Source organism: uncultured Rothia sp. (genome assembly GCF_963544205.1).
In the GTDB taxonomy this organism is placed as follows: Bacteria; Actinomycetota; Actinomycetes; order Actinomycetales; family Micrococcaceae; genus Rothia.
On the sequence record NZ_CAUUDY010000001.1, the window covers coordinates 151,662 to 164,993 of the forward strand.

The following is a 13,332-nucleotide window of genomic DNA, read 5'->3' on the forward strand; positions in this document are numbered from 1 at the left end:
GCCACCAAAGACGTGGCTTTTCGAAACACATGTGGCTTCTCAGCACCGTAGACACACCATCACCGATACCCGTAGAGAGGACAACTCATGGACCTTGCAGCCCTGGGCCTGCCCATGGAGCAGGTGCGCAACGTATGGCTGGTGGCGTTCTTCATCTACCTGGCGTGCTGCCTGCTGGTGGAGGTCGCCTACCCGACGCTCATTGGCGCCTCGCGAGCGCGCGAAGTCTACACCTCGGTGATGGGTTCCCCCGTCGAGGATGTGAAGGAGGCAATTACAGAGCTCGCGGATGCTGGCACTTACCTCACCTCCGAGCAGGAAGAAGCGGCATTCCGCAGGGCTGACGCCCAGCTGGAAAGCATTAAGGGCTCGAACATCATTATGGATTTCGGGCATATCCTCGTGTACGGCTGGGCGTGTGTCATCGTCTATTCGACGTTCGTTCTGTACTGGGATATGGCGTACGACGGGATCCTGATTCCGGGGCTGCTTCTGCCGTTCCTCATGGTGTATTGGGCGGCGCGCTGGGGTCGCCGCGGCTGGCGCGTCGCACGCGGTTTCAGCCCTAACGAACGTCACCTGGGCATGCCCGCTATTTACACCAGGACGCTGGGTCGGCTCAGTGCCCCGTTCCGCGGCACGGTCGCCATGCCCAGTAGTGAGCCCATTCAAGTTGATTGGAAGGGGCAGGGAATCTTCCTCTTTGTGGCGGTTCCTGTCGGTGGTTTCTTCCTGCTCTGCTACCTTCATTCGCTCGCGAACACCGAGCTGCTCGAGTATGTACCCACCTACATCGGTAAGACCTCAATAGCGTTTCTTGTTGTCTACGTGCTGGCCATTCCGTACCTGTGGTGTACTGTGCGTTCGTACTACCAGTTCACGCCGACCGTGGTGAAGCGTGGGCGGTTTTTCCGTTCGCCCAAGGTCTACCGGTACTCCGATATTGAGCGGTTCAAGGTTTACCCGTGGTACACGGGCGATCCCGAGGATATAGACCCTGATCAGCAGATGCCCAGTGATTGGCGTCTTGCCGTCACCTTCTCCAATGGTTCCCAGCAGACTTTTGGGTTCGGGGATTACCGCATCGATTGTTTGGTGGCACATATTGCGTTCAAGCTGGAGCAGGAACGCTGGGCAGATGTGGACTCCCCGGCAGACCGCGAGAGGCTGCCCCTGTATTTTGTGGAGGGGCGCGCCATCTGCCTCACGTTGGGCTACAAACCGACAAACGAGCTGACGAAGAAGGCGGCGCGTATCGCATCCTTCCGCGCAGTGAATTAGTGCCCAGCGAGAAGCCACACATCATCACCGATCATCATCACCGACAACCCCGTAGAGAGGACAACTCATGGAGCTAAGCGCTTTGGGGATACCCCTAGAGCCGGTACGCTACATATGGCTCATCGCCTTTATCGTTTACATAGGGTTATGCGTAGTGCCCGCTATCACCCATCCGGCAACCATCACCACGGAGAAAGCAAAAGAGCTCTACATCGCCCGTTACGGCTCTCCCGTCAACAAGGCGATGAGGTATGCCGAACGTCGCTCCCTGGAGGGTAACCCGCTGCCAAAACATAAACTGCGCTCTAACCTCACCCGTGCCCGCAAAGAAATCGATAGCGTCTACGGTATCTCCTCGATTGAGGCTTGGTTCCACGTGCTCATGTATGTGTGGGCATGCCTTGTCGCACGGTCCATCTTTCGTCTGTACACAGATATTGCCCATAATGGCATTCTGCTACCGGCTCTGTTGTTGCCGTTCTACATGGTGTTCGTGGGTGCACGTTCGGGTCGCCGCACCTGGCGCAAAGCCCGAAGCATCGATACGGATGACACGACAGCCGGGTTGCCTCAAATCTATAGCGCAGCATTGATGCGTCTCAACCTTTTTGCTGTGCCGAATGGGGCTCATCCTCAAGCTAAACCGGTTCGGGCAAAGAATGATTTCTACGTTGAAACCCACTTTGTGTTGGTTGTGGCTCTCATCGTCTTCTTCTATTCGCTTGTCGGTTGGACAGTTCTAGGTGTTCAGCCAATGCCCATTGGTGGAGCTTCCATAACGCTGGCAATTGTTACCACCGTAACTGTAGTAACTCGGTGGGTTTATATGAGGCGGTACCTGCTGTTCAACCCCGATTCGTTCTACGTCGGGCGGCTTTTCCTCCCCGCGAAGAAGTACAGTTACCCCGATATTGAGGAGTTCTGCGTCTTCCCGAAGAACCCCGAACAAATCAAGCCGACCTTCTACGAGCCCTCGCAATGGCAGATAGAAATCAAGGTGCCGTCCAAGATTCCGCCGAACCTTGCCAAGCGCATGCCGTGGCTGCGCAGGCACATTGTGGCGGTGCACGATGAGCGGGTCGTCTGCCTGACCTCCCAGGTTGCGTTCTACCTGGAGCAGGAACGCTGGGCGGACCTGCGCTCCCCCGCCGACCGTGAGAAACTCGGGGAATACTTCACCAACGGCAACGTTGTGTGCACCTCCCTCGGGTACAAACCCGTCAGCGAAGAACAACCATAAACGGCGAAAAGCCACATGTGTTTCGAGAAGCCACCAAAGACGTGGCTTTTCGAAACACATGTGGCTTCTCAGCGTTCAAAGAGGGAGGGGGTTAGGCGTCCAGCTCGCGGAGCCAGCCTGCCGCCTCCGTACCGTAATAGGTCAGGATGACGTCCGCACCGGCGCGGTGAATTGAACGCAGCGACTCCAACACCACAGCCTTACGGTCAATCCAGCCGTTCGCCGCAGCCGCCTCAATCATCGCGTACTCACCCGACACCTGATACGCCGCCACCGGCACCGGCGAAAACTCCGCCACCTCACGCACAATATCCAGGTAGCTACCGGCAGGCTTCACCATCACCATATCCGCGCCCTCCTCCAGGTCAGCGCGCACCTCCAGCAGCGACTCGCGGCGGTTGGCCGGGTCCTGCTGGTAGGTCTTACGGTCGCCCTTGAAGGTCGACTCCACCGCGTCACGGAACGGGCCGAAGAACGCAGAAGCGTACTTCGCCGAATACGCCAGAATCGACACATCCTCAAAGCCGGCCTCGTCCAGGGCGGCACGCATCGCCGCGATCTGGCCGTCCATCATGCCCGACGGGGACACCGTGTGCGCACCCGCACGCGCCTGCGAAACCGCCATCTTGCAGTACAGTTCCACAGTCTGATCGTTATCCACCACGAGCGTGCCATGGCCGTCATCAACCAGCACGCCGCAGTGACCGTGGCTCGTGAACTCGTCCAGGCAGGTATCAGCCATGACCACCAGGTCATCGCCGAACTCCTCACGGCACACCGCAATCGCACGGTTCAGGATGCCCTGCGGATCCCACGCGGTCGAGCCGACCTCGTCCTTATCCTCATCGCAAGGAATGCCGAACAGGTCAATGCAGCGGATGCCCGCCTCGTAGGCCTCACGCACGGCGGGGATGATGCTCTCCAGGGTGTGCTGGAACTGACCGGGCATCGAACGAATCGGCTGCGGCTCGTCGATGCCGTCGCGAACGAAGAACACCTGAATCAGCTGCGCGGGGCGCAGGGTGGTCTCAGCGACGAGGGAGCGCATGGCTGCGGTGGTGCGCAGGCGGCGCGGGCGGCGGGTGAGGTTCATGATCTCTCCTGAAAACTCGATAAAAATATGTGGTCTTAGTAGATGAGGGATGCAGCGGCGCGCGCCAAATCCTGCGGGGACGGCGAATCGGCTTGCACGTAGCGCAGGTTCAGGGCGCGGCATGCGGAGGCGGTACTCGCCCCAATCGCCACCACCGGCGGCACGGCTTCGGGCGGTAGCGCGGGTGCGCCGTCCAGCAGGGCGTGCAGGCGGGAGGGGGCGGTCACCACCAGCACATCCGGCGCGGGTGAATCTACGGCATTCCCCTGCACGAGCGCGCGGGCGGCGCTGAGGCTCAGCTCGCCGGGCGCCACCTGCTCGGCGGGCACCATGTCGTAGAGCACGCAGCGGCGGCTATCCCAGCCCAGGTTTTTGAGGCCTTCGCGCAGGGTCGGGCGGGCGTTGGAGCCTTCCAGAACCAGCACGGCGGTGGGCTCAGTTGCGGCGGCATCAGATGCGGGGTCTACGGGGGCGGGGTCTACGGGGGCGGGGCGCTCAAACTCCGCGAGCATACCCACGGCACTCTGCACCTGCGGCTGAAAATCCGTGTCCAGCCCCAGCTGACTATGCACGGCACGGGCGGTTGCCGCACCCACGCAGGCAACCCGCACTCCCCCGCTCGCGCAGGCGCGGGCAAAGTCCTCGCCCCACAGTTCGGCGCAGGCGCGTACCGTGTTGGCGCTCGTGAAGCTCACCCACGCGTAGTGACCGGAGGCGAGCGCCTCCAGCGCGGCGGCGTGGTCTTCGCTCGGCTCGACGGTGCGTGCCTGCTGTAGGGGTGCGAAGAGTACCCGGCACTCCCCCAACCCATTCTGTGCGCATTCCTCTGCGAGGGCGCGCGCAAAGGCGGCACCCTGGGCGGCGGAGCGGGTCAGCAGAACCGTGCGCGGGGTGTCAGTTTCCGGGGGCTCAGTCTCAGCGGACTCAGATTGCACGGACTCAGCTTGCGGGCTAGCGGCAGACATGACGCCTACTTCAGATCCAAACCGGCAAGGGCGGCGGCGCCCATCTGCAGCAGGTCTTCTGCCACGCGCACGCCCAGGCGTTCGGCGCCGGGCACATCCAGTTCGGCGGTTGCGGAGGTGTGGCGCAGCATGTCCGACCCGTCCGGGGACGCCACCACAACGCTGAGCACCAGGTCGCCCTCAATCACCTGCGCGTACGCGCCGATGGGGGCGGCGCATCCGGCTTCGAGGCGGCGCAGCAGGGCACGCTCAGCGCTGACGGCGAGGCGGGTTTCGTGGTGGTTTGCGGCGAGCAGGGCGCGGCCGAGGGCGCGGACCGGGCGTGCCACCTCAGCGTCGGAGAGCACAGCGGGGTCCGGGTTCTCGAATTCGCTTTCGCGCACTTCCAGGGCGAGCGCGCCCTGGCCGGGGGCGGGCAGCATGCGGCTGGGGTCAAGGTACTCGGTAATCAGGTGTTCCTTGCCCAGGCGCTTGAGACCGGAGACGGCGAGCACCACGGCGTCGCAGTCGCCGCTGCGTTCGGTACCTACGCCGTGGTCGGCGCGTTCGGAGGTTTCGGTGTTCTGGCGGAGCACGACCTGCTTACCGGCGTGCTCTTCCAGGCCCTTGACACGGCCAATGCGGGTGCCCACGTTGCCGCGAATATCCACGATTTCGAGGTCGGGACGCAGGGCACGCAGCTGGGCGGCACGGCGGGGCGAGCCGGTACCCACGCGGGAGCCTTCGGGCAGGGTGTCGACGGTCAGGCCGTCGCGTGCCACAAGGGCGTCGCGGGGGTCTTCACGCTTGAGGGTTGCGGCGACGACCAGGCCGGGGCAGGGCGCGGAGGGCAGGTCCTTGAGGGAGTGCACTGCCATGTCCACGCGGTTTTCTTCGGAGGCGTTCTCGCCGTCGAGCAGACGCTGGCGCAGTGCCGCAGCGAATACGCCGGTGCCGCCGAGGGTTGCCAGGGGTCCGGTGAGCACGTCGCCTTCGGTTTTGACGGTGCGCAGGGTGAAGTCCACGACCTCCGCGGCATCTGCGGTACCGTGGTGTGCCTGGTGTTCGGTGTAGAGGGCGGTGACGGTTTCGGCGGCGATACGGCTTTGGGTCAGGGCGAGGGCAGACCCGCGGGTGCCCAAGATGTACTCGTGATGGCTCATATCTCTCCTTGTCGGTGATGTGTGTGATAGCCCGTAGGCGTTGTCTGTGCGTTGTGTGTTTGTCTGTTGCTTCAGTCAGGGGCAACGTGTAGACGCACGTGCGCTCCGACCCGCCCGCACACCCCGGTCAGGGGGGTGTTGGGGCGAGCCGGAGCTACAGGGGTGGTGTTAGTGGGAGCAGCATCCGCCGGAACCGCATCCACCGGAGCGGCTGGCGGGAGCTTCCTCAGACTCGGCGGTATCAGCACCGGCTGCGTACTCGGCGATGACCGGCTTCGGCGCGCCACGACCGGGCTTGCAGCAGGCGGGTTCGCACTCGTCGAACCAGCCGTACTGGCCGCTCGCGCTCGGGGCGAGGACGCTCTCACGTTCGGGGCGCAGGTCGGCTGAAACGCCGCTCTCCACACGCTCCTCAATGAGGCGGCGCAGCGACTCCACGTACGCCGGATGCGTGCCGGGGGTGGGGGTGCGCACGGCGACCACGCCCAGGCGTTCGCAGGTGTCCAGCGCCTCGGTGTCCAGGTCCCACTTGACTTCCATGTGGTCGGAGACGAAGCCGAGAGGCACCAGCACGACGCCTTCCACGGGGGCTTCGCCATCCTCCGCCGGGTTGGCGGGGGTGGGCAGCGCCTCCAGGGCGTCGTTGACGTCCGGTTCCAGCCACGGCATGGACGGCGGGCCGGAACGGGACTGGTACACCAGCTCCCATTCGACGTTCTGCAGAAGCTGCGGGGCCTCATCGTGAACCAGCGAAAGCACGGCGCGAGCGACCTGCAGGTGCTTCTCCACGTAGGCGGAGCCGCCCTCGTAGTTCACGCCGCGCGGGCCTGCCTCATTCGCCGCGGAGGTCGGCACCGAGTGGGTGCAGAACATAATCCGCAGGCGCGGGTTCAGCGAACCGCTATCGCGTGCGGCGAGCTGCTCACGCACCGTGGCGAGGCCATCCTTCAGCCCATCAGCGAAAGCGCGGGAGAAGCCGGGCACGTCAAAGAACTGACGGATCTTGCCCACGTGCACGCGACCTTCCAGGCCGAGCTGCTCAATCGCCATGCCGTAGTCCTCACGGTACTGGCGGCAGCTCGAGTAGCCGGGGTAGGCGCTGGTCGCCAGCACGAGCACGTTGCGGTGCCCGTTCTCGTAGGCTTCGGCGAGCACGTCCTTCACGTAGGGCTTCCAGTTGCGGTTTGCCCAGGTGATCGGGATGTGCGGGCCGCGTTCGGCGAGCGCCTGCTGCAGTGCGGCGAGCAGGGCACGGTTCTGCTCGTTAATGGGCGAGATGCCGCCGTTGGCGCGGTAGTGGGTGGCGACCTCTTCGAGGCGCTCATCCGGGATGCCGCGGCCAGCGGTTACGTTGCGCAGGAACGGGATGACGTCCTCCTGCCCCTCGGGGCCACCGAAGGAGGAGAGAATCACCAGGTCGTAGGGGCGTGCCTCTTCGGCACGTTCACGGGTGATGCTGCGTTCGCTTCGGTAGTCACCGAGGGTCTGCTCGTTGAGCGCGGCGGGGCCGTTGGAGGCGGTGTTCGCCGGGTCGGTGCGGTTGGGTACCACGTTGTCCGGCAGGAGCGTGCCGTTGAGGGTTACGCCGTTGTTCGGCTGATGGCTCACGCCAGAACCTCTGCTACTTCGTCTGCGCCGATGCGGCGGCCGGTGTAGAAGGGGGTTTCTTCGCGCACGTGCAGGCGTGCTTCGGTGTTGCGGAAGTGGCGCATCATGTCGACGAGGTCAACGAGCTGGGGTGCTTCGAGGGCGAGGACCCACTCGTAGTCGTTCATGCCGAAGGTTGCGACGGTGTTTGCCAGAATCTGCGGGAAGTCGATTGCCTTCATGCCGTGGTTCTTGAGCATTTCTGCGCGGCGTTCGGGGTTCATGTAGTACCAGTCGTAGGAGCGTACGAAGGGGTAGACGCAGACCCATGCTTCGGGTGCCTTGCCGCGTGCGTAGGCGGGTGCGTGGTTGCGGGTGAATTCTGCTTCGCGGTGTACGCCCATGGTGGACCAGACGATGGTGGTGCCTGCGAAGAGTGCGGTGCGGCGGATCTTGCGGACGGCTGACTGCAGCTTTTCGGGGGTTGCGCCGTGGGTCCAGATCATGACGTCTGCGTTGTCGCGCATTGCGGAGACGTCGTAGATGCCGCGCAGGGTCACGCCGTCTGCTGCGAGCTGTTCTGCGACCTTCTCGAACTCGGCGCGTGCCTCGTCGGTGTTGGACTCTGCGGGGCGTGCGCCGGAGCGTGCGAACACGGTGTACAGGGCGTAGTGCAGGGTTTCGCCTTCTTCGCGGCCGCGGCGGTTCTCGTCAGCTGCGGAGTGCTGGACTGCGTAGCCCTTGGGTGCGCCGCCGTAGCCGTGGCCTGCGTGGGTGTAGCCGCCCTGACCTGCGCCGTGTGCGCCGCCGTGGCCGTGTGCTGCGTGATCGTGAGACATTGTGTGTTCCTTTCTTCAGCGAGGGTTCGCTGTGCTGGAGGCGCGGCTTCCGTAGCTGCGCGTTTTCTCAATTTTTTGGTCTAGTTACTGGCTGAGCTGAGTTATTGGCTGAGCTTCTGCCGCCGCTGCGCCGTCTACTTGGCGGCTGCGACCTTGGGTGCGGTGACGCCCTCCCAGTCCTGTGCCGCGTGGTAGATGAGGCGGTCCATCTGCTCGTAGGTGTCTTTGACGGTTAAGACCAGGCCGGAGCCTGCCGCCCAGGAGCCGACGGTGCTGAGGGTTCCGAGTTCGCTGGCGCGTTCACGGAATTCCTTGACTCGGTCGCGGTGGCCGGGGGTGGAGGCGGGCAGTACGCCGCGCCAACGCACCACGTCCGCGTCAACGAGGTTGCTGCGGGTGAGGGCTACATCCATCATGCGGGTGGCGTCGCGCAGGGCGAGGGTGATGAGCTGTTCGTCGGCGAGTGCCACTTCTGAGAAGCGGGCGTCTTCGCCGCCGCGGCCGTAGGAGAGGCGCACGACGTGGCGTCCGGGGCCTGCGGCTTCTGCGACCCACTGCCATTTGGCGGTGGCGTGGGTGAGTGCCTTGGCGCGTACGGCGGTGGCTTCTTCGGAGACGAGCAGGCCGGTACCGCGGGGGTGCTTGTCCAGGGCGGGGGCATCAACGACGAGGGTGACGAGGGCGACTTCAGGGCCGGGTTCCAGGGCGGGTAGTGCGGTGGAGACGTGCGGTCCGATGAGTCGTGCCACGGTCGGGCCGTCGGTGGCGAGCACCAGGTAGTCGGCGTAGAGGGGGGTGTTTTCGCCGTCGGTGGTGTGGCGCTGGATGATGAACCACTGGCCGGTGGATTCGTCGCGGTCAACGGCGATGACGTCGAATCCGGTGACGATGCGAACGCCAGCGGCGTACAGGTCTTCGACGAGACGTTCGGACAGCTGGTTCATGCCACCCACGATACCGGCGACCTGTGACCCTGCGGGGGCTGCCGAACGGAAAGCGTGCGCTGCGGCGGAGAGGGAGCGGTGCTTGCGAAAGGCTTCGCGCAGACCGGGGATGGTCGCATCGACGTCGAGCTTGTCGGGGTGGGTGGAGTACACGCCGGAGACTACGGGTGCGACGAGGTTGTCGAGCACTTGCTGGCCCATGCGGATGCGCACGAGCTCACCGAGGGTCTTCGCGTTCTCGCCTGCGGAGACGGGCAGGAACTTGTCCACCTGGGCGCGGCGCAGACCGTTCTTACCGATGACGGGGATCAGCGACTTATCGTTCACATTGCCGGGGATGCCCATGATGCCGGTGCTGGGGGTGCGACGGGCGCCCTGCGGCAGGTACAGCCAGGAGCCGTAGGAGTTGGGGGTGACGATCTGGTCGCCCAGGCCGAGTTCCTTGACGAGGTCGCTGACAATGGGGCTGCGGGTTGCGAAGGATTCTGCGCCGGAGTCCAGCAGAAGGCCGCCAACTTCGTGGGCACCAACCGCACCGCCAAGGTGGTGGCGCTGTTCTAGCAGGGTGACGCGCATACCGGCTGCGGCGAGGCGGCGTGCGGAGATGAGGCCGGAGGGGCCGCCGCCGATGACGATGGCGGTGGGGGCTTTCTCGTTGCGGGTGAAAGCTCGTGCGTTCTGGGGCGCGGCGGAGGAACTGACCTGTGCGGTGCGGTGCGGTGCCTGGTTGGTGTGGCCCATGGTGGTTCTCCTTTGGTCTGCGTGCAGTGGAGTTGCCCATTGCGGTAACGGGTGTGGTGGTTGGTTCGGGGTGCAGATGTTCGGTGCAGATGCCGGAGGGTGTCCGGCATCTGCGCCGTCTATTTATCGTTATTTATCCTATGCCTGCGCGGTGCGTTCGTGGATATATGCCACGAGGTCAGTGAGCACCTGCGGGTCGGTGGTCGGGGGTACGCCGTGGCCGAGGTTGACCACGTGCGAGGGGGCGGCATTGCCTTCTGCGAGCACTTCGTCTACGTGTGCGTAGAGGTTTTCGTTGCCTGCGGCGAGCAGTGCCGGGTCGATGTTGCCCTGCAGGGGTACGGCGCCGTTGAGCAGGGTGTTCGCTGCCGAGAGCGGCAGGCGGTAGTCTACACCGATAACGTCTGCGCCGGCTTCGTGCATGGCGGGTAGCAGGGCGGTGGTGCCGGTGCCGAAGTGGATGCGCGGCACGCCGTATTCGCGCACCATATCGAGGGCGGTTGCGGAGTGTGCCTGCACGTAGCGGCGGTAGTCGCTCTCGCCGAGGGATCCTGCCCAGGAGTCAAAGAGCTGCACGGCGGATGCGCCAGCCTCGATCTGCGCGCGGAGGAACTGGCCTGCGGTGCGGGCTGCCCATTCGGCGAGTTCGTGCCAGGCGGCGGGGTCGGCGTGCATCATGGTGCGCGGGCGCAGGTGGTCGCGGGAGGGGCCGCCTTCGACCATGTAGGCGGCGACGGTGAAGGGGGCACCGGCGAAGCCGATGAGCGGGGTGTCGCCGAGCATTTCTACGGTTGCGGCGACGGCTTCGCGGATGGGGTCGAGGTCGCTGTCTTTGAGTTCGGGCAGGGCGCGCACCTCGTCGAGGGTGCGTACGGGCTGGTCGAGTACGGGGCCCTTACCGGGCACGATGTCGACGTTGACGCCCGCGAGCTTCATGGGGATGACGATGTCGGAGAAGAAGATGCCGGCGTCGACCTTGTGGCGGCGGACGGGCTGCACGGTGATTTCTGCGGCGAGCTCGGGGGTGAGGCATGCGTCCAGCATGGGGATGCCTTCACGTACCTGGCGGTATTCGGGTAGGGAGCGGCCTGCCTGGCGCATGAACCAGACGGGTCGGTGGCTGGAGGGGCGGCCGGTGAGGGCGCGGAGCATGGGCGAGTCGGCGGTAGTGCCTGCGCGCAGGGGGTGGTTGGCGGGTAGGTGCGCGAGCTGTTCGTCGGTGAGCAGGGGTCGCTGGGCGTCGGTGGGGTGTGCGGGCAGGGCGGGTGCCTGTGCGGCGCCTTCTGCCGACGCGAGGGTAGTGTGCTGGTTTTCGCTCATAGTCTCTAGTGTGACAGGTTTATGTGGGCGTTTTTGCGACACTATGTCATGGTGACTCTTACCTAATGATGGCTTTCTTAGCGGTGAGGGACACCTTAGTTTGCGCCTACTCTTCGTGCCCGCTCCCCCACCGTACAGATTTTCTTGCCCCCTACGATGATGGAACTTAGGTCCTGTGAGCTTTACAGGGGCTTAGTCGGCGTGGTTATGATTAATCTCTAGTGAGTACTTATGCATTTGTGGCATCGCACCACACCGTTGATCTGACCACCGTCGCTGCGTTGAGCGCCGGTGCCTCCGGCGTACCCGATGTTCTGGCGGGCGATATGGCACGCCAGCTGGGCGTGAAGGGTGCAGTCGTTCTTGCCACCTGTAACCGTCTTGAAATGTATGTTCAGCTACACGTATCCGCCCATGTACACATGGTTCGTGAGCTGATTGCTGATTCGATTGCGCGCACCTCCGGCTTGGATCAAGAACTGGTCAATTCCAGCTTCGACGTGTACGCCGATGATGAGGCTGCACGCCACCTGCTGACGGTCGCCTCCGGTCTGGAATCTGCCGTGGTCGGCGAGCGCGAAATCACCGGTCAGGTGCGCCGCGCCCTAGCTGCCGCGCAGGCGAAGGCACAAGAGGACGGCGTACCCCTTCCCGGTGAGCTGGTTCAGCTGTTTGAACATGCGGCGCATACGGCTCGTCAGGTGGGTCAGCATACGGCGCTTGGCGCCCAGGGCCGCTCGATTGTGTCTGTTGCCCTGGATCTTGCGGATGAGGTTGCCGAGAAGGATTGGTCGACCCGCCGCGCCCTGATTTTTGGTACGGGTGCTTACGCAGGTGCGACCATTGCGGCGCTGCGCGAGCGCGGTTGCACCGATATTTGGGTCAATTCCCGTTCTGGTCGTGCCGCCGAGTTCGCGGCAAAGCGCGAGGTTTCTGCGGTGCCGGTGGACGGCATGGAGCAGGCCATGGCTTCTGCCGACGTCATTATTGGTTGCTCCGGCGGATCCGACCCACTGCTTCCCGAGCAGATTCCGGGCGGTCACCACACAATCCTCGACCTGGCGCTTTCGCGTGACTTTGACCCCTCGGTCGCTGACCTGCCGAACGTTGAGCTGATTACCCTCGAATCGGTGCGCCTTGCCGCACCCGAAGAAACCGAGGAATCCGTGGCGACGGCTAGGCGCATCGTGGAGTCTGAGCTGGCGGCGTTCCTGTCCCGTCAGCGTTCCCGCACGATTGACTCCGCGATTGTTGCGCTGCGCTCGCACACTATGGATGTGCTGGATTCCGAGCTGGAGAAGGTGCGCAGCCAGTTTGGTTGCGGTGCGGCGACGGAGCAGTTTGAGCTGGCGATGCGCCGCATGGTGAAGTCCCTGCTGCACACCCCGACGGTGCGTGCCAAGAAGCTTGCGGCGGAGGGCCGCACGGAGGATTACGTGCAGGCGCTGGAGACTCTCTACGGTATTCAGGTGGAGGACTCTTAAGAGCACCTCTCCCCCGCTCTTCCCGGCGTTTTCGCGCGGGTTTTCACGTAGGTTTTCGCGCATCCGGCGGTGAGTATTTTATTAGCCCCCGGCGAAGTACCGCCCGTTCACGGTGCCGATGGGCGCATTCACGCTAGAGTAGATGCTAGATAAGATAGTTCCCATACCCGGCGCACGTTTGGTTGCACCGGACTATTCTGCGAGGAGACTCATGGAAATCAAGATTGGCATTCGCCACATTGCTCGTGAAATCGTTGTTGAGACCAGTGAGGCTAAGGAAATCCTCATGGAGAAGGTCTCGAAGGCTATTGAGGATGGCTCGCTGCTGCAGATTATGGATGATAAGGGCAACACCACCCTGATTTCTGGCGCTCAGATTGGCTACGTTGAGCTGGGTTCCGACGCTAAGCGTCACGTTGGTTTCGGTATCGGCGCCTAATTAGTTCGGTAGCTGTTTACCCTTTAGCTTGAGCTTTCCCCGCATCCGTCACGATGCGTAACCGCGCTTTATGCGCCACATGGTTACGCCGTGCCGAATGCGGGGGTTTGCGTTTTAAACCGCCCGCACAAAAACCTCGCGACACCCGGTTTTGGGGCGGTATATCGCCCATCACGGGCGCACACCACAACCGGTCGGGGGTGCGCCGGAAGCAAATCCAGGTTAATATTGAGGGGTTAAGTGAATGACCGGTCGTA

General features: G+C 63.6%; 11 protein-coding genes. 4 read left to right on the top strand and 7 right to left on the bottom strand.

Annotated elements, in window-relative coordinates; genetic code table 11:
* Window positions 1-87 precede the first annotated feature (87 nt).
* Window positions 88-1,281 (top strand): carboxylate transporter, encoded by a 1,194-nt coding sequence (locus RWZ58_RS00550; RefSeq protein ID WP_314656723.1) that lies wholly within the window; start codon window positions 88-90, stop codon window positions 1,279-1,281.
* 154 nt (window positions 1,282-1,435) lie between these two features.
* On the top strand, window positions 1,436-2,521 hold the full coding sequence (locus RWZ58_RS00555) for a transcriptional regulator (protein WP_314656725.1): 1,086 nt from the start codon (window positions 1,436-1,438) through the stop codon (window positions 2,519-2,521).
* A gap of 91 nt (window positions 2,522-2,612) precedes the next feature.
* On the opposite strand, the gene hemB is transcribed toward RWZ58_RS00555, so the two are convergent.
* The 7 genes from hemB to hemE all read right to left on the bottom strand — a co-directional run bounded on the left by hemB (window position 2,613) and on the right by hemE (window position 11,152).
* Entirely contained in the window at window positions 2,613-3,614 is a 1,002-nt protein-coding gene (gene hemB, locus RWZ58_RS00560) for a porphobilinogen synthase (protein ID WP_314390316.1), read from the bottom strand.
* Window positions 3,615-3,649: 35 nt separating this feature from the next.
* On the bottom strand, window positions 3,650-4,579 hold the full coding sequence (locus RWZ58_RS00565) for a uroporphyrinogen-III synthase (RefSeq protein WP_314390318.1): 930 nt from the start codon (window positions 4,577-4,579) through the stop codon (window positions 3,650-3,652).
* Between the two features lie 5 nt (window positions 4,580-4,584).
* Window positions 4,585-5,721 carry a hydroxymethylbilane synthase gene (locus RWZ58_RS00570; protein WP_314656727.1) on the bottom strand — a complete coding sequence of 379 codons (1,137 nt, stop codon included), beginning with the start codon at window positions 5,719-5,721 and terminating at the stop codon, window positions 4,585-4,587.
* A 168-nt stretch (window positions 5,722-5,889) separates the two neighbouring features.
* Window positions 5,890-7,329, bottom strand: a complete 1,440-nt coding sequence (locus tag RWZ58_RS00575; protein ID WP_314656730.1) for a ferrochelatase — start codon at window positions 7,327-7,329, stop codon at window positions 5,890-5,892.
* Window positions 7,326-8,147, bottom strand: coding sequence for a hydrogen peroxide-dependent heme synthase (gene hemQ / locus RWZ58_RS00580; RefSeq protein ID WP_314656732.1), 822 nt, complete (start codon window positions 8,145-8,147; stop codon window positions 7,326-7,328). Before hemQ ends, RWZ58_RS00575 begins: the two co-directional genes overlap by 4 nt.
* Window positions 8,148-8,281: 134 nt before the next feature.
* Window positions 8,282-9,832, bottom strand: coding sequence for a protoporphyrinogen oxidase (gene hemG, locus RWZ58_RS00585; RefSeq protein ID WP_314656734.1), 1,551 nt, complete (start codon window positions 9,830-9,832; stop codon window positions 8,282-8,284).
* A gap of 138 nt (window positions 9,833-9,970) precedes the next feature.
* On the bottom strand, window positions 9,971-11,152 hold the full coding sequence (gene hemE / locus RWZ58_RS00590; RefSeq protein ID WP_314656736.1) for a uroporphyrinogen decarboxylase: 1,182 nt from the start codon (window positions 11,150-11,152) through the stop codon (window positions 9,971-9,973).
* Between the two features lie 221 nt (window positions 11,153-11,373).
* Here hemE and RWZ58_RS00595 point away from each other — a divergent pair, with 221 nt between their 5' ends.
* Both RWZ58_RS00595 and RWZ58_RS00600 read left to right on the top strand, forming a co-directional pair.
* Entirely contained in the window at window positions 11,374-12,636 is a 1,263-nt protein-coding gene (locus RWZ58_RS00595) for a glutamyl-tRNA reductase (protein ID WP_314656738.1), read from the top strand.
* 211 nt (window positions 12,637-12,847) lie between these two features.
* Complete coding sequence (locus RWZ58_RS00600) at window positions 12,848-13,075, top strand: DUF3107 domain-containing protein (RefSeq protein ID WP_005505268.1); 228 nt, start codon at window positions 12,848-12,850, stop codon at window positions 13,073-13,075.
* Window positions 13,076-13,332 lie beyond the last annotated feature (257 nt).

Excerpts from the sequence above, each read along its gene's own strand:
- RWZ58_RS00550 (WP_314656723.1), top strand. The coding sequence starts at position 88 with ATGGACCTTGCAGCCCTGGGCCTGCCCATGGAGCAGGTGCGCAACGTA.
- hemB (WP_314390316.1), bottom strand. The coding sequence starts at position 3,614 with ATGAACCTCACCCGCCGCCCGCGCCGCCTGCGCACCACCGCAGCCATG.
- RWZ58_RS00565 (WP_314390318.1), bottom strand. The coding sequence starts at position 4,579 with ATGTCTGCCGCTAGCCCGCAAGCTGAGTCCGTGCAATCTGAGTCCGCT.
- RWZ58_RS00570 (WP_314656727.1), bottom strand. The coding sequence starts at position 5,721 with ATGAGCCATCACGAGTACATCTTGGGCACCCGCGGGTCTGCCCTCGCC.
- hemQ (WP_314656732.1), bottom strand. The coding sequence starts at position 8,147 with ATGTCTCACGATCACGCAGCACACGGCCACGGCGGCGCACACGGCGCA.
- hemG (WP_314656734.1), bottom strand. The coding sequence starts at position 9,832 with ATGGGCCACACCAACCAGGCACCGCACCGCACCGCACAGGTCAGTTCC.
- hemE (WP_314656736.1), bottom strand. The coding sequence starts at position 11,152 with ATGAGCGAAAACCAGCACACTACCCTCGCGTCGGCAGAAGGCGCCGCA.
- RWZ58_RS00600 (WP_005505268.1), top strand. The coding sequence starts at position 12,848 with ATGGAAATCAAGATTGGCATTCGCCACATTGCTCGTGAAATCGTTGTT.